Source organism: Shewanella gelidimarina (genome assembly GCF_023283945.1).
In the GTDB taxonomy this organism is placed as follows: Bacteria; Pseudomonadota; Gammaproteobacteria; order Enterobacterales; family Shewanellaceae; genus Shewanella; species Shewanella gelidimarina.
In genome coordinates this window covers 68,872-83,311 of the sequence record NZ_JAKIKW010000001.1, presented here as the reverse complement: position 1 = coordinate 83,311, position 14,440 = coordinate 68,872, and the positions used below count along the sequence as shown (strand labels likewise).

General features: G+C 44.8%; 16 protein-coding genes and 1 riboswitch. Of the genes, 2 read left to right on the top strand and 14 right to left on the bottom strand.

The genetic code is table 11. The features are described 5' to 3' along the window. Positions 1-9: 9 nt before the first annotated feature. From coaD to moaA, 14 genes are all read right to left on the bottom strand, one after another. On the bottom strand, positions 10-492 hold the full coding sequence (gene coaD / locus L2729_RS00390; protein ID WP_248986450.1) for a pantetheine-phosphate adenylyltransferase: 483 nt from the start codon (positions 490-492) through the stop codon (positions 10-12). Positions 493-923: 431 nt separating this feature from the next. Beyond that, positions 924-1,598 (bottom strand): TIGR01621 family pseudouridine synthase, encoded by a 675-nt coding sequence (locus L2729_RS00385; protein ID WP_248986449.1) that lies wholly within the window; start codon positions 1,596-1,598, stop codon positions 924-926. A gap of 56 nt (positions 1,599-1,654) precedes the next feature. After that, positions 1,655-2,911, bottom strand: coding sequence for a sensor histidine kinase (locus tag L2729_RS00380; RefSeq protein ID WP_248986713.1), 1,257 nt, complete (start codon positions 2,909-2,911; stop codon positions 1,655-1,657). 49 nt (positions 2,912-2,960) lie between these two features. Continuing rightward, the gene (locus L2729_RS00375; RefSeq protein WP_248986448.1) at positions 2,961-3,638 is read right to left on the bottom strand and encodes a response regulator transcription factor; all 678 of its coding nucleotides are present in this window, start codon (positions 3,636-3,638) and stop codon (positions 2,961-2,963) included. Positions 3,639-3,641: 3 nt separating this feature from the next. Continuing rightward, a complete protein-coding gene (locus L2729_RS00370) occupies positions 3,642-4,163 on the bottom strand; it encodes a PepSY domain-containing protein (protein WP_248986447.1) in 522 nt (173 codons plus the stop codon). A 43-nt stretch (positions 4,164-4,206) separates the two neighbouring features. Next, the gene (locus L2729_RS00365; protein WP_248986446.1) at positions 4,207-4,557 is read right to left on the bottom strand and encodes a NirD/YgiW/YdeI family stress tolerance protein; all 351 of its coding nucleotides are present in this window, start codon (positions 4,555-4,557) and stop codon (positions 4,207-4,209) included. A gap of 111 nt (positions 4,558-4,668) precedes the next feature. Continuing rightward, positions 4,669-5,784 carry an ABC transporter ATP-binding protein gene (locus L2729_RS00360; RefSeq protein WP_248986445.1) on the bottom strand — a complete coding sequence of 372 codons (1,116 nt, stop codon included), beginning with the start codon at positions 5,782-5,784 and terminating at the stop codon, positions 4,669-4,671. After that, complete coding sequence (gene modB, locus L2729_RS00355; protein WP_101090094.1) at positions 5,765-6,445, bottom strand: molybdate ABC transporter permease subunit; 681 nt, start codon at positions 6,443-6,445, stop codon at positions 5,765-5,767. The genes L2729_RS00360 and modB overlap by 20 nt, the downstream gene beginning before the upstream one ends. After that, the gene (modA, locus tag L2729_RS00350) at positions 6,445-7,224 is read right to left on the bottom strand and encodes a molybdate ABC transporter substrate-binding protein (RefSeq protein ID WP_428848204.1); all 780 of its coding nucleotides are present in this window, start codon (positions 7,222-7,224) and stop codon (positions 6,445-6,447) included. Before modA ends, modB begins: the two co-directional genes overlap by 1 nt. A gap of 35 nt (positions 7,225-7,259) precedes the next feature. Beyond that, positions 7,260-7,709 (bottom strand): molybdopterin synthase catalytic subunit MoaE, encoded by a 450-nt coding sequence (moaE, locus tag L2729_RS00345; protein WP_102044905.1) that lies wholly within the window; start codon positions 7,707-7,709, stop codon positions 7,260-7,262. 1 nt (position 7,710) lies between these two features. Beyond that, positions 7,711-7,962 carry a molybdopterin synthase sulfur carrier subunit gene (gene moaD / locus L2729_RS00340; RefSeq protein WP_101090097.1) on the bottom strand — a complete coding sequence of 84 codons (252 nt, stop codon included), beginning with the start codon at positions 7,960-7,962 and terminating at the stop codon, positions 7,711-7,713. 6 nt (positions 7,963-7,968) lie between these two features. Beyond that, positions 7,969-8,400 carry a cyclic pyranopterin monophosphate synthase MoaC gene (gene moaC / locus L2729_RS00335; RefSeq protein ID WP_428848205.1) on the bottom strand — a complete coding sequence of 144 codons (432 nt, stop codon included), beginning with the start codon at positions 8,398-8,400 and terminating at the stop codon, positions 7,969-7,971. Positions 8,401-8,543: 143 nt separating this feature from the next. Next, complete coding sequence (gene moaB, locus L2729_RS00330) at positions 8,544-9,068, bottom strand: molybdenum cofactor biosynthesis protein B (protein WP_248986444.1); 525 nt, start codon at positions 9,066-9,068, stop codon at positions 8,544-8,546. 86 nt (positions 9,069-9,154) lie between these two features. Further along, positions 9,155-10,135 (bottom strand): GTP 3',8-cyclase MoaA, encoded by a 981-nt coding sequence (moaA, locus tag L2729_RS00325; RefSeq protein WP_248986443.1) that lies wholly within the window; start codon positions 10,133-10,135, stop codon positions 9,155-9,157. Further along, positions 10,123-10,259: riboswitch (molybdenum cofactor riboswitch) on the bottom strand. It overlaps the preceding gene by 13 nt. A 251-nt stretch (positions 10,260-10,510) precedes the next feature. Between moaA and L2729_RS00320 the strand changes: the two genes are divergently transcribed. After that, complete coding sequence (locus L2729_RS00320; protein ID WP_248986442.1) at positions 10,511-12,160, top strand: electron transfer flavoprotein-ubiquinone oxidoreductase; 1,650 nt, start codon at positions 10,511-10,513, stop codon at positions 12,158-12,160. 327 nt (positions 12,161-12,487) lie between these two features. Next, positions 12,488-14,404, top strand: a complete 1,917-nt coding sequence (locus L2729_RS00315) for a methyl-accepting chemotaxis protein (RefSeq protein ID WP_248986441.1) — start codon at positions 12,488-12,490, stop codon at positions 14,402-14,404. The last annotated feature ends 36 nt before the right edge of the window (positions 14,405-14,440 follow it).

The following is a 14,440-nucleotide window of genomic DNA, read 5'->3' as shown; positions in this document are numbered from 1 at the left end:
GTCTGAGTCTTAACCTTTTTCTTTATTCATTAGTGCATTAGCAACTTCAGCATGGACAAACTGGCTCACATCACCACCGTGATGGGCAACCTCTTTAACCAGCGTCGAAGAGATAAACGAGTTCTCTTCTGCTGGGGTTAAAAATACACTTTCTAGATCTGGGCTAAGACGGCGATTCATGTTCGCCAATTGGAATTCATACTCAAAATCGGAGACTGCTCGCAGTCCTCGCACTAACACGCTGGCTTGCTGCTCTCTGGCAAAGTCCACCAATAGCCCTGTAAAACCAATCACCTCCACATTATCCAAATGTGCAGTCACGGTTTTAAGCAGCTCAACTCGCTCACTCAGCGTAAAGCGCGGCTTCTTAGACGGATTAGCAGCAATGCCAATAACGACATGTTTAAATAATTTGGCAGCACGCTCAATAAGATCAGCATGACCATTAGTCACGGGATCAAATGTTCCTGGGTATATGGCTCGTTTATGCACAATTATTTACTCATAATTTAGTCAAAAATCTTCGTTATACGCCTATTATACCAATTGCATTAAGTATTTGACCAATTCAGAGCGCCTCAGACTTTTCAATTCAAGGCGCATTGGTGAAGAAATGGCTATTCCCTTTTAAGCCAATGCAAAGCAGAAGTGGAAAGTCTGAGTCGCTCACGTAGTGCGGGTTTCAAAGCCCTTTAAGCTTCGTTGTGGGCTTTTGATATAGAATAACTATTAGCTTCAATCCCCCATCTCGCCTACAGGGCTTTGAACTCCCGCTGAATGGTCAAACTTTTAATGCAATTGGTATTAAGGCTTAACTTTTCAGGGCACTATCCTACTCGTAATCCACTAGATTGTGAATGTGTAAGCTTAGATATTCCTTAAGTCCTGCATATTTCAAACTTAACGTTGAAAGACAAGTAAATTTACTTCGCCTTAGGCCAGTTCAAACTCCCGGGCTGCGCCCACAGTGCTAACTGCTTAGAAAACGCTTCACTATTAAAGGCAGCACCGGATTGAGGAGGCACACTGAACTGGTAGGCTTTATTTTTATAGTTAAAATACAAACTGTAGGCATGCAGATAACCTCTATCTGACGCCGCACCACCATAGAGTTCGTCACCTAAAATAGGCACCCCAATACTGGCTAATGCCACTCTAAGTTGGTGAGTTTTACCGCTTAACGGTTTGAGTAAATAGAGGCGTAAACCGTCAGCTACCGATTGTGAAAAGAATTGAGTGATTGCAGGATTAACCGTGGTGCGTAGTAATTTGTGCATGCTGCGGCGTGACTTGGCCATATCGCCAATAACCCAACCTTGCTTCTTTTTGGGTTTGCCTTGTGCCAGTGCCAAATAGTATTTTTGAATTTTGTGTTCACTGAATTGACGGGTAAATTCAGCTGCTGCTGCCGATGACTTGGCTAAAATGAGCAAGCCCGACGTCAAGGTGTCTAAGCGATGTACCGAATACAATTTTATACCCAGATCTAACTCAGCTTGAGCAACAACCCCAGCGGAACCATCTTGACTGTGGAAATGGACGTTGGCCGATTTATTGATAATAATAAAATCGGCTTCGTCAGCAATAACTTGATACATAAAGAGAAAACCCTACCAAACAGACAAAGTACTTTAACAACCAAGAGGTACGGGTATCAAAAAGTAATTTGTACTTTAAGCCCCGGTTGGTTATCCATTAAGGCGATTTTAGCATTATGGCGCGACAGAATCGCCTTAACCATAGATAAACCTAAACCGGTACCTTTATGATGTCTGCTTGGATCTAAGCGGACTAAACGCTCAAAGACTTTATCGCGTGAGCCTGCGGGGATCCCTGGACCATTATCTTGAATTGAAATGACATTGCGGTTTTGCGAGATAATGATCGTTGCGCCTTCACCCGAGTATTTAATCGCGTTGTCGACCAAATTAAATAATGCTTGGAAAAGTAAATACTTATCACCGCTAACGCTAAACTCCTCACCGGCCATTAATTTAAGCGACTGGCCATTATATTCGGCCATCACCTCTGCCATCTCGAATAGATCTCGGCAGATATGTTGCAAACTTAGCGACTGTAGTTCTAATGTTTGCTGGCCCTCTTCTATTCGAGTGAGCGACAGCATGGCGTCGAATGTCGCCAAACAGTGATCAAGTTCTTCAGTGATGATAGCGCAACCCTCAGCTAATTCCTCTTCAGACTTTTCTGGCAACTGCTCTAAGCCGATACGCAAATGAGATAGCGGTGTACGCAGATCATGTGCAATATTGTCCGTCACGCCGCGCACTGCCGCGAGATTTTTTTCTAAAGTATCTAACACTCGGTTAAATTGTTGTGCCAGCATATCGAACTCATCTTGCCGCCAACTGACAGGTAATCGTGTCGAATATTGCCCTTGTTCCACCTGTTCACTCAGTCGATTATACTGCACTAATCTCCGCAAAATAGCCTTAGAAAACAGATAGCCAAGCGCTAACGTTAATACCACCGTTAACATTAACGCGGTAATCGCCGCATTGGTGAATTTGTCGATTAACGTCCCTAACTGATCCACTCGAGTTGCAACCAATACTGGGCCATAACGTGTCATCACCATGCCACCAGTAAGAATGTGCAATTTATCGGCTCCGCCCTTAAAAACGGGAAACTCACGTTTTTCAGGCAGCATAGGCATGTCTTTGGGGATCATACTTAATGAACCGATAAGATCTAAGGAGTTGCGCCATACAATTAAGGCGACTTTAGGGTCGGCACTGCGGACTTGCGTAGCAAAACTGTGCCTATCAAGCGTGAGTGCCATCTGTTGATAGCGGGTTTTCTCGGCATTGAGGTGTTGATCGAGTTGAAACTCTTGTTCATTAATCAACTGACGATACATCCCCAATAGCAAGGTACCAATAATCACCGTCACCAATGCAGAGAAAATAATCGTAATGCGCCACGCACTACTTTGGTATGGCTTAATGCCCTTGGCGTAGGCGATAACCAGCCCCTCGGACGGTTTCAATCAACTCACCATGGCCTAACTCTTCAAATTTACGTCTAAGCTTAGCAATATGTACGTCGATAACATTGGTACGTGGATCAAAGTGATAATCCCATACCGCTTCAAATAACAGTGTACGACTGATAACTTGATTCTCATGTTCCATAAGGTATTTTAGTAACTGAAACTCTTTAGGCTGTAGCAAGATCTCTTGCCCGTCCAATGTGACTTTTCGGGTCAGCAGCTCAATCCCTAATGGGCCAACATTTAAGTTGGTCACCATGGGTTGTGACTCACCACGTTGCATCAACTTTTCAGCACGCACCAATAGCTCAGAAAACGCAAACGGCTTAGTCATATAATCATCGCCACCAGCGCGTAAACCTTTAACGCGTTCATCCACATGACTCAACGCCGATAGAATAAGTACTGGTGTTTGGCTGCCCGTCGCACGCAATGCTGCTAATAGTTTAAGCCCGTCGAGTTGGGGTAGCATGCGGTCTAAAATGATCAAGTCATACTTCATGCTGGTCGCTAGCAGTAATCCTTGATGACCGTCGGTGGCCGTTTCAATATTGTGCCCCTGCTCAATAAATCCTTTTACAACGTATTCGATGGTAGTCGCATCGTCTTCAACCATGAGTATTTTCATGCTTTAATCCCATTTGAGCAGTGGTAGTAATTGCTTATTTTCCATATCGAAGGCTAACTTTCGTTTACCCTCGGCATCTAACATTTCCAACTCGATATAGCTTATTCCAAGGTCATTATCGACCTCAGCCTTCACCAAATGCCCCGTGCTGTCTTTACACACAAGGGTTAACATTTCAGAAAATGTTAGTCCACTTTGCTGTAGCATCATTATGCCAGCAAGTTCGTCCTTATCATCATTCTTTAAGCGCCCGATATCACGCTCTTTAAGGCTGCCATCAATTGCACGGTATTCATATTCAGTAATTGTTTTTGCTTGCGGATCGATCATCTTAAACTCGTAAATGAGTTCTCCATTATCGAGTTCAGCTTCAAATTCAGAGATCACGCCAGGGTGCTGTAGCTCTAGCTTTTGCATCATTTCTATCGGCGATGGGTAATCTCCCGTCGACATGAGCGGATACAGACCTTGGCCTGCCAATGCACTACCTGATACTAATAACAATCCCACCAGCCAACGAGCCATGGCTCCTCCGAAAAATAAAACGCTAAATCATACTAATAAACAATTATTGAGAAACCAGACGCATACTGTCAATTTCTATTTCAATGCCTTTCCATTCATCATCAACTTCACCAATCAATGTGACCTTAGTGTCGCTAGTGACTTCTATTTCACGCCACAATGCATTGTCTATCTCGACCTCTACTTCGCCGCTTTGATCACGAAATAGGTATTTTTCATCACCTAAACTTTTAACTAGATAGCCCGTCAACTCAATGGGTGTATCGTCTTTTGCTTTAGCTGCATCAGCAGCCGTTGTAGCATGACTTGCCACTCCAGGACCATTATAAGCAGCCACTGCAGGCAAGGTTAATACAGCAGAAAGAATAATTGAACCGGTTAACCATTTTGTCATCAGATAAACACCTCGTTTAGATTAGGAGCCCATACTATGACAAAACACATAACACCAAGGTGACGTAAAGATTAAACTTTGATCATACGTTGGCGCTTATTGCTCAGCGGTTTATTCCGTATGAGCTTCCAAAATATGGATCAATTCGGATTTTAGCGCCACCGTCGTTTCGCCACCCTCTACAAGTTCCAGTTTTTGGACTAAATGTAATGGCACTTCGGCGTTAATTTTATGCTTTACGCCCACAACACTCGCCAGAATACGTACCGTTTCGCCCATCACCAGCATCGAATCAATGGTAATATCGAGCTTATTAAAGCTACGACACAAACGGCCTTTTTTAATCGAATTAAATCTAACGCCTTGATTGGGGATCACCCAGCGCACTTTTGCGCCAACATTTAGGCTCTCAAAGTAAGTGCTGGCGATAAGATGATCACCAAACTTAAGCCAAGTGATCTGCCGCTCCTCTTCCTGTGCAATAACATAGGCATCAAAGATATTACGCAATCCCATCTGTTTTGCTACGGCTTCGTCGCGCGGCCGAGTCAGCACTTCTCGTGGATGGCCTTGCTGTAACATTTTTCCTTGGCTGATCAAAATCATGTTATCAGCCAATAACAATGCTTCATTAAGATCATGAGTGACCATAATGACTGGGATCGCTAACTGCTCTTTCAAGCGAGCAAGCTCTAAATACAAACGCTCACGAGTTTCTCTGTCCACAGCAGAAAAGGGTTCATCAAGCAGCAAAACTGAGGGCTCACGTGCTAATGCACGCGCCAATGCCACCCGTTGTCGCTGACCGCCAGAAAGGTGCGCTGGCAGCCTGTCGGGTAACCCATGTAGATTCACCCGTTCTAACCAATCTTTAGCCCGCGGCGCACGTTCAGATTTGGGAATATGGTCTAATGCTGCGATCACATTTTCTAACGCGGTTAGATTGGGAAACAAACCAAAGTGCTGCGGCACATAGCCTAAATGCCGTTGTTGTGGACTTAGCTGAATCGACTTTTTATCGCAATACCAGCTGGTTTGTCCATAACGGATCTCACCAGACTGCGGCTTATTTAAGCCAGCTATCATCCGCAACAATGTTGACTTACCGCCACCCGACGGTCCAACCACAGCCAGCACTTCACCCGCTTTACAGGTAAATTCGGCATCTATAGTGATATGCTCGGTTTGTTTAATTCGACAAAATAGATCAGCGACGACTTGAGACATGCTTACCTCCGACTCGTCGTGACAAACTGGTGGTCAGTGCCAATACCGTAATCGCAAATAGTAATAGCACCAATGACATATTACCCGCACTGGCAAAATCAAATGCCTGTACGCTGTCATAAATAGAGATGGCAATGGTTTTAGTTTCACCCGCAATATTACCACCCATCATTAACACGACACCGAATTCCCCTAATACATGGGAAAAACACAGCACCATTGCCGTTAATACGCCCGGCCACACCATAGGCAACTCAATTTTAAATAGCGCTTTAGTACGGCTCATACCACAGCAAGCGGCGGCATCACGCACATCTTCGGGTACGGCTTCAAAAGCACGTTGAATAGGCTGAATAGCAAACGGGATATTGATAAAAATAGAAGCGACTACCAACCCTGAGAAATGAAACACTAATTGATGTCCGAGCAACTGCTCTAGCATTTGTCCTAGCCAGGACTCACTGCCCAAACCGACCAATAGATAATAACCAATCACTGTTGGTGGCAACACTAACGGCACCATAACCAAAGCCTCGACCCAAGACTTACCGCGAAATTGACGATAAGCCAAGAAACGTCCGGCTAAAATAGCCATTGGCACCAATATGACGACGGTGACAGTACTGAGTTTAATTGATAGCCAAAGTGCTTCCCAATCCATTAGTTAACCGCTTTGCCAAAACCATACTCAGCAAAGATATGCTGCGCTTTATCGGTTTGAATATAGTGATAGAACTCTTTCGCTGTTTGACCCGCTTTTAGGGTCAACACCATGCGTTGTTTCAGTGGGCTATATAAAGATTGGGGGATAACCACATAATTTGCTCGGCTCTTAAAGCGCTCTGCTGACGCCAGCGATAATGCGATTAAGCCACCTTGAGTAGAGCCACTTAACGCAAACTGTACCGCTTGCGATACATTCTCACCAAAAATAAGTTGTGGTTGAATCTTTTGCCATAAACCTAAGTTTTGCAACGCTTCTTTGGCTCGTTCGCCATAAGGTGCATGGTCAGGATTGGCAATAGCAAAACGCTTAAGTGCTTGAGTGTCGATGAGCAGCTTAAGTCCATCGAGATTTTCATCTAAGACCAGCGGTGAGGTTTTAGGGGCTGCAAGCGCAAGCTTGCCTACCGCGTAAACGATCCCTTCGCCTTGAGTTTGGCCGGCACTCGCAAGTTGATTGGTGTAGCGCTCGTCAGCCGAAAGAAAAATTTCAAACGGGGCTCCATGCTTTATCTGGGCAACAAAATTACCCGACGAACCATAAGTGATCCGTACTTTTCCACCCGTATCTTGATTAAACTGCTTCGCCACATCATCTAAGGCAAATTTGATACTCGATGCTGCCGCTATTGCCGGCACATCCTCAGTCGCAACCGCCGTTTTGCTTAGTAGCAACAATGGCATTAGAACCGACAGCAAGACCACGCTAAGCTTCATCAAGTAACTCCCTATACACTTAATTTTAAATACTATTACTTTTTATTCCACACATTCGCCGCTTGTTCATCGGAATCACGCGCTTCAACCCAGCTTGCACCTTCTTCACCCGCTTCAAGTTTCCAAAATGGGGCTTTGGTCTTTAAAAAGTCGATTAAAAACTCACACGCTGCAAATGCTGCTTTTCGATGCGCACTGGTAACACCAATAAATACAATCTGCTCACCTAAAGCCATTCGACCAACACGATGAATAATCGTAACGTGGTTGAGTGGCCAGCGCTCACGCGCCTCAGCTTCTATTTGATTCAATACCGCTTCGGTCATGCCAGGGTAATGCTCAAGTGTAAGATCAGTAACGGCGCTGCCATCATTGAAGTCACGTACTTTACCCACAAAAGTGACCACTGCGCCATCACCATTTTCTTGGCTAATTAACTGATACTCTTCTGGAACACTAAAATCTGCAGTTTGTACGCGGATCATTTTAGCCTCCAGTCACTGGTGGGAAAAAGGCAACTTCATCGCCATCTTCAATAGCACTATCCCACTGGCTAATGGTTTGATTAACCGCCACCAATAGTTTGTCTGACGCCATAATCTTGGCCCATTTATCATCTGTAGCCGCTAATGTTGCTCGCAACCCTTCAGCTGTTTGGGTATTTTCGGCCGCTTCGACTTTGATGCTTGCGGTGCCAAGTAGCTCTCTTACTTGCGCAAAAAACAGTACGTTTATCATCTCTTTCTATACCTTAAAATGACCAGATTTACCGCCACGCTTCTCAAGTAAACGCACTTGAGAAATCACCATATCTTTTTGTACCGCTTTACACATATCGTAAATCGTCAGTGCTGCAGTTGATGCCGCGGTTAACGCTTCCATTTCAACACCGGTTTTACCCGAAAGCTTACACAAGCTGCGGATCCAAACACGGTTATGCTCAGGTTGCGCTTCAAGCTCAACCTCAACTTTCGTCAGCATCAAAGGATGACACAGTGGGATCAAATCAGATGTTTTCTTTGCCGCTTGAATACCAGCAATACGCGCCGTGGCAAATACATCACCTTTGTGATGGCTGCCTTTCATGATCATGTCGAGCGTTTCACTCGCCATCTCGATATAAGCTTCTGCTCTAGCTTCACGTTCAGTTACTAACTTATCAGTAACATCAACCATGTGTGCGTTACCGTCTGCATTGATATGGGTAAAAGCATTTGTCATTAGGGTTAAACCTTCTTAATCAACATATTTATCAAAACACCTTATAGAATAGCCTGTTAACGCAATATATTGCGTTAACACATGGCGTTATCTACAAGTTAGTCTGTTATTTTCTTAACGTGCATCACAAAATTACAAGGGCGATGCGTAGCGTCCAACTGCTCTTTCAGCACTTTATTCCAACCGGTTTTACATGCTCCGGTTGAACCAGGAAGACAAAATATAACGGTTTTATTAGCAATGCCACCGAGTGCGCGAGACTGCACGGTTGAAGTGCCGAGCTCGGTATAGGTGATATGACGAAATAGCTCACCAAAACCTTCGATATCGCGATCAAAGAGTGGCTTGACGGCATCAGGTGTGTTGTCTCTTTCAGTAAAACCGGTGCCGCCTGTCGTGATAATCACTTGGACGTTATCTGAGGCTATCCACCGCGAGACCACTGCACGGATCTGATATTTGTCATCTTTAATTATCTGGCGGTCGGCCAAGTTATGCCCCGCTTCAAGCAGTGCACTTTCTAAAAACTGACCGGAGGTGTCGTTGTCGATATTACGGCTGTCTGACAAGGTTAATACAGCAATATTGAGTGGCAAAAATTGGCTCTGAGTACAATGTCCCATAACGGTCTCTTTAATTTAACTAAATAGCAGTCAATGCGGCGATTATAGCGGGGATCTGACGCAATAGATTTGCGTCAGATCTAAATTTAGCCACCGATAGAAGCAAGATGCTGCGTCACGCCGGTGATACCGTCGTGCAGAAAATGCGTCTCTTTTTTCTGTGCGAGCTGTCCGTGCAAACGCTCAATAAGCTCAGCTTGTTGATCGGGTGTTTGCAGCAAATCACGTAAGTCGACCCCATTTTCAGTGAACAAACACAGGTGTAACTTACCTTTGGCTGAAACACGTAAGCGATTACAGCTGGCACAAAAGTTTTTAGCATAAGGCATGATAAGCCCAATACGACCTTGGTAGTCTTGATGGCTAAAGTTTTGTGCAGGACCATCATCCGCCGAAGGAGTATCAAACTGCCAGCCCTCTTGTTGCAGCTGAGTTTTGATATCGGCGCCAGCTAAATGATGCGCTTTAAAGTAGTCGTGGCCTAAACCTGTTTCCATTAGCTCAATAAAACGCAAATCAATAGGCGTACTTTTAATCCAATGCAGGAAGCGTGGCAAGTCCTTATCATTGAGACCCTTAAGCAATACAGCGTTGATTTTTACGCGCTCAAAGCCCGCCTCTAGCGCTGCATCGACACCGCGCATCACTTCATCAAACTTATTCTCACCGGTAATTTGATAAAACATCTTCGGGTCGAGACTGTCGACAGAGATATTGATGCGTCTGAGCCCAGCGTCATACCACTCTTGGGCATGCTTAGCTAAGCGATAACCATTAGTTGTGGTGGCGATAGTTTTGATTTTTTCGTTATCTTTAACAATCCGAATAATATCGGTGAAATCTTTACGCAAAGAGGGTTCACCACCGGTGATCCGAACTTTTTGCGTGCCGACTTCAGAGAAGGCAGAAACTAAATGTTCTATCTCATTGAGATCGAGAAACTTGGGTTTACCGTCGGGACGATAACCATCAGGGAGGCAATAAGTGCATTTAAAGTTACATACGTCAGTCACTGACATACGCAGATAATGAAACCGTCGACCAAAATTGTCTTGTAGTTGGGACATGATCACCTTTCCAAGTAAGGGGAGGTGAGATCATTTCTTTTCTCACCCCGGTGGCGTTATTGCCACGGCTAAAAACCCTTATCTGTCTCGACGTAGGATTAGAAGCTCGGAGAACCGTCAAACTTGATTATAGGCGTTTTTCGGCGACAAACCATAGCTTCATCGTCACTATTCGCATTAAAAAACAGCGCATGTGGAATATGTGTGACCGCCATCACCCAAAAATGTGCTTAAAATAGCTGCACTAGAACAGTTTAAACTCTGTGCCGTAGCCCTATTTTGAGGTAAAGTGAAGTTAAAGATTAAAACACCCGTTTATAGTGCGTGAGCTTTTTGCCACTGTAATCATCGGGGGAAATAAAGGAAGATGAACTGATGGAACGCGAATCAATGGAGTTCGATGTTGTAATCGTGGGTGCCGGGCCCTCAGGATTAGCAGCAGCTTGTCGTTTAATGCAGATATCCAAGGACAGTGGTCAAGAACTCACTGTCTGTGTAGTAGAGAAAGGTTCTGAAGTCGGCGCCCACATTCTCTCTGGAGCCGTTTTTGAACCCAAAGTATTAGGTGAGCTTTTTCACGACTGGAAAGAGTCCGGCGCACCGCTGCACACTGCGGTAACTCACGACGAGATCCACATGTTGAGCTCAGCAACTGGCGCCCGTATTATGCCGAATGCTTTGGTTCCAAAGACCATGCACAATGAAGGCAATTACATCATTAGTGTTGGTAATCTATGCCGCTGGTTAGCGGAGCGTGCTGAAGAGCTTGGTGTTGAGGTGTTCCCAGGTTTCCCTGCAAGCGAACTGCTTTTTAATGCTGATGGCAGCGTTAAAGGGATCCAAGTCGGTGACATGGGTGTTGGCGAAGATGGCCAGCCAAAAGGTAGCTATGAGCCTGGCATGGAACTTCACGCTAAATACACCGTATTTGGAGAAGGTTGTCGTGGCCATTTAGGCAAACAGCTCATTGAAAAATACCAACTTGAAAATGGTAAAACCCCACAGCATTATGGCCTTGGTTTTAAAGAAATTTGGACCGTTCCCAGCGAACAACATGAGCTCGGCAAAGTGGTGCATACTGGTGGTTGGCCTTTAACTGAAGGCGCGTCGGGTGGTGGCTTTATGTATCATCTCGAAAACAACCAAATTGCCGTTGGTTTGATTGTTGATCTCAACTATAAGAATCCGCATTTAAGTCCGTTTGACGAATTCCAACGTTATAAGACTCATCCTGTCATTGCTAAAACGCTCACCGGCGGCGAACGTGTCTCTTATGGTGCTCGAGCTATCACCAAAGGTGGCTTGAACTCTTTACCAAAACTCTCATTCCCTGGTGGAATGATCATTGGCTGTGATGCTGGCACCTTAAATTTTGCCAAAATTAAAGGCACACATACCGCGATGAAGAGCGGAATGTTAGCAGCTGAAACGCTAGCACAAGCGATGCTAGCGGGAGTGGATGGAGGCAAAGATCTTATTTGTCTGCAAGAGCGATTTGATGAGAGCTGGCTAAAAGAGGAACTTTATTGTTCACGTAATTTTGGCCCTGCTATGCACAAGTTTGGAACATACCTTGGCGGTGCATTTAACTTTATTGACCAAAATTGGTTTGGCGGTAAGTTTCCGGTCACCCTTAGAGATGAAAAACCTGATTACGCACAGATGGCGGAATCAAGCGCCTACAGCAAAATTGATTACCCTAAGCCAGACGGAAAACTCAGCTTTGATAAGCTGTCGTCGGTTTATTTGTCGAATACTTTCCATGAGGAAGATCAGCTGTGCCATCTTCGTTTAAAGGATGTGCGGATCCCAATCGATTTCAACTTGGTTAAATTTGATGAACCCGCACAGCGATATTGCCCAGCAGGGGTATATGAAGTTGTTGAAGAGGCTGGCGAGAATAAGTTTGTGATTAACAGCCAAAACTGTATTCACTGTAAGACTTGCGATATCAAAGATCCAAGCCAAAATATCACTTGGGTAACGCCTGAAGGCGGTGGCGGTCCTAACTATCCAAACATGTAAATGCCATTGAAACTCAATTCATAAAATGCAACTTCTTAATGAATTGATATCAGTGTAGATTACGATATTAAAACTAAATGCACGCCACAAGGTGTGCATTTTTAGTTGCACCAATAACAAAAAATAGACATAATCCTCCGCGCTAATATAAGAGTACAGATTTCAGACTGAAATTCAGATACCTGCCTTTATTCCTACACGTTACAAAACAGATCCCTCTTCACAAAGCTCAGCCTAAAAATAGGTTTTTCGACCACTGTGCCGAGTCTGTTATCAATCCACTACTTTCGGCCATCGATATTGGCTGTATTAGGCAATCTAATTTTTATGAAATTGAATATGCTCACCATTAAACAGAAAATTCTGCTTACTGTGACCCTAACAGTATTACTCTCCACAGCCCTTGTCGGCATGCTTAGCCAACAAAGCGCTAAACAAGTGGTAGAACAACGCATGTTGACCTCGGAGATGCCCAATATGTTGGCGCAGATCCGCAATAAGCTCGAACTCAACATTTCGACATTAATGAATGCAGCTCAGCAACTCGCCAACAATAAAATGCTACTCCAATGGCTAGAAGAGGAGCGCCCCGCAGCCGGTGAACCTTTGCTGGTGAGCCAGTTAAACGAGATCTCCCGCCAATATGATTTAGCCCAAGCCTCTTTTGCGGATAAAGAAAGCGCGGCTTACTATACTCAAGATGGTTTTCTGCGAGAGCTAAACCCGACTCAAGATGCTTGGTTCTTCGATTACAAGAACAGCGGCCAAGAGACGATGTTGAATGTATTCACTGAAGACAATGGCGATGTGAAGCTATTTATTAACTATCAGCAGCCCAATGGTCGTGGCTTAGTCGGTTTAGGTAAATCTCTCGATGATATGGTGCAGTTATTACGCTCATTTAAAATTGAACAATCAGGATTTGTCTATTTGGTCGACAGCAAGGGGCAAGTAAAATTACACCCAGACACGGCACAAATAGGTAAGGCGGATTTAAACAATCTATATCGTGGCACCGACACTTCAAGCCTAATGCGGCGTACTGATTTCAACCTATTGAAAACAGATATCGATGGCGAAGCTATGTTCATTGCTAGCAGCTATATTCCGTCAATGGATTGGTACTTAATTGCGCAAGTACCTGAAAGCGAGATTTTTTCACTGCTCGAAGAGTCAGCCTATAAAATCCTTATCTGGACCATTATTATTGCTGCGATATTCATCGCTTTATCAAGCTTAGTCGCCAGCTCAGTTAGCCGCCCCATCGCCAAAGTGGCTGACATGCTGCGCGATATTGGTGAAGGTGAAGGCGATCTGCGTCAACGACTGCCAGTTGAAGGAGAAGACGAATTAGCCCAGCTAGCCAAGGGGTTTAATAGTTTTATCAGCAAAATTCAAGCTTCGATGATTGAAGTGGCTGAAACCAGTAAACAACTCGGTTGCTCTGCCATCGATGTATCTCACCAGGCACAGCGCACTTTAGAAGACAGCCAGCTGCAAAAAGACCAAACCATTATGGTCGTTGCCGCTATTAATGAAATGGGCGCTACGGTTAATGAAATTGCCAGTAATGCCGCGCAAGCAGCAGATACAGCAAGAGCCGCAGATACGGATTCAACTAACGGTCAAGTCGTTGTGACTCGAGCACGCGAAACCATTAGTCAACTGTCCAATGATGTCGAACAAGTCGGTGAAGTCGTTGAGTCACTAGCAACTCACACTAAATCTATCGAAAGTATCCTCGATGTGATTCGAGCGGTGTCTGAACAAACAAACTTATTAGCGCTAAATGCTGCAATTGAAGCCGCCAGAGCCGGTGAAGCCGGTCGTGGTTTTGCAGTGGTTGCCGACGAAGTGCGTAATTTAGCATCACGCACAGCCACTTCAACCAATGAAGTACAGGTGATGATTGATAAGCTGCAAGCCGAAGCGAGTCGTGCGGTTGAAGCGATGGAACAAAGCCGCTCTCGATCTATTGAGGGAGTTAATGCTGTGGACGAAGCGAGTCAATCACTGACCGGCATTAGTGAGCGCATTGGTTCAATCAGTGACATGAATATACAAGTTGCAGCCGCCACTGAAGAGCAATCAACCGTCGTTGAAGATATTAATCGTAACGTGAGTGATATTAACGATATTACCCAGCGCACTGCAGATACCGCTGAAGATGCTGCTAAAGCCAGCCAATCACTCAGCCAGCTTGCGCATCGACTCGATTCATTAGTGGCTAACTTTAAGGTTTAACCTGAGTAATGACGTTGCCTACCGAGGTCACTCGGT

Coding starts and splice junctions, on each gene's coding strand:
- L2729_RS00385 (WP_248986449.1), bottom strand. CDS start 1,598: ATGTATCAAGTTATTGCTGACGAAGCCGATTTTATTATTATCAATAAA.
- L2729_RS00375 (WP_248986448.1), bottom strand. CDS start 3,638: ATGAAAATACTCATGGTTGAAGACGATGCGACTACCATCGAATACGTT.
- L2729_RS00370 (WP_248986447.1), bottom strand. CDS start 4,163: ATGGCTCGTTGGCTGGTGGGATTGTTATTAGTATCAGGTAGTGCATTG.
- L2729_RS00365 (WP_248986446.1), bottom strand. CDS start 4,557: ATGACAAAATGGTTAACCGGTTCAATTATTCTTTCTGCTGTATTAACC.
- L2729_RS00360 (WP_248986445.1), bottom strand. CDS start 5,784: ATGTCTCAAGTCGTCGCTGATCTATTTTGTCGAATTAAACAAACCGAG.
- modB (WP_101090094.1), bottom strand. CDS start 6,445: ATGGATTGGGAAGCACTTTGGCTATCAATTAAACTCAGTACTGTCACC.
- modA (WP_428848204.1), bottom strand. CDS start 7,224: ATGAAGCTTAGCGTGGTCTTGCTGTCGGTTCTAATGCCATTGTTGCTA.
- moaE (WP_102044905.1), bottom strand. CDS start 7,709: ATGATCCGCGTACAAACTGCAGATTTTAGTGTTCCAGAAGAGTATCAG.
- moaD (WP_101090097.1), bottom strand. CDS start 7,962: ATGATAAACGTACTGTTTTTTGCGCAAGTAAGAGAGCTACTTGGCACC.
- moaC (WP_428848205.1), bottom strand. CDS start 8,400: ATGGTTGATGTTACTGATAAGTTAGTAACTGAACGTGAAGCTAGAGCA.
- moaB (WP_248986444.1), bottom strand. CDS start 9,068: ATGGGACATTGTACTCAGAGCCAATTTTTGCCACTCAATATTGCTGTA.
- moaA (WP_248986443.1), bottom strand. CDS start 10,135: ATGTCCCAACTACAAGACAATTTTGGTCGACGGTTTCATTATCTGCGT.
- L2729_RS00320 (WP_248986442.1), top strand. CDS start 10,511: ATGGAACGCGAATCAATGGAGTTCGATGTTGTAATCGTGGGTGCCGGG.
- L2729_RS00315 (WP_248986441.1), top strand. CDS start 12,488: ATGAAATTGAATATGCTCACCATTAAACAGAAAATTCTGCTTACTGTG.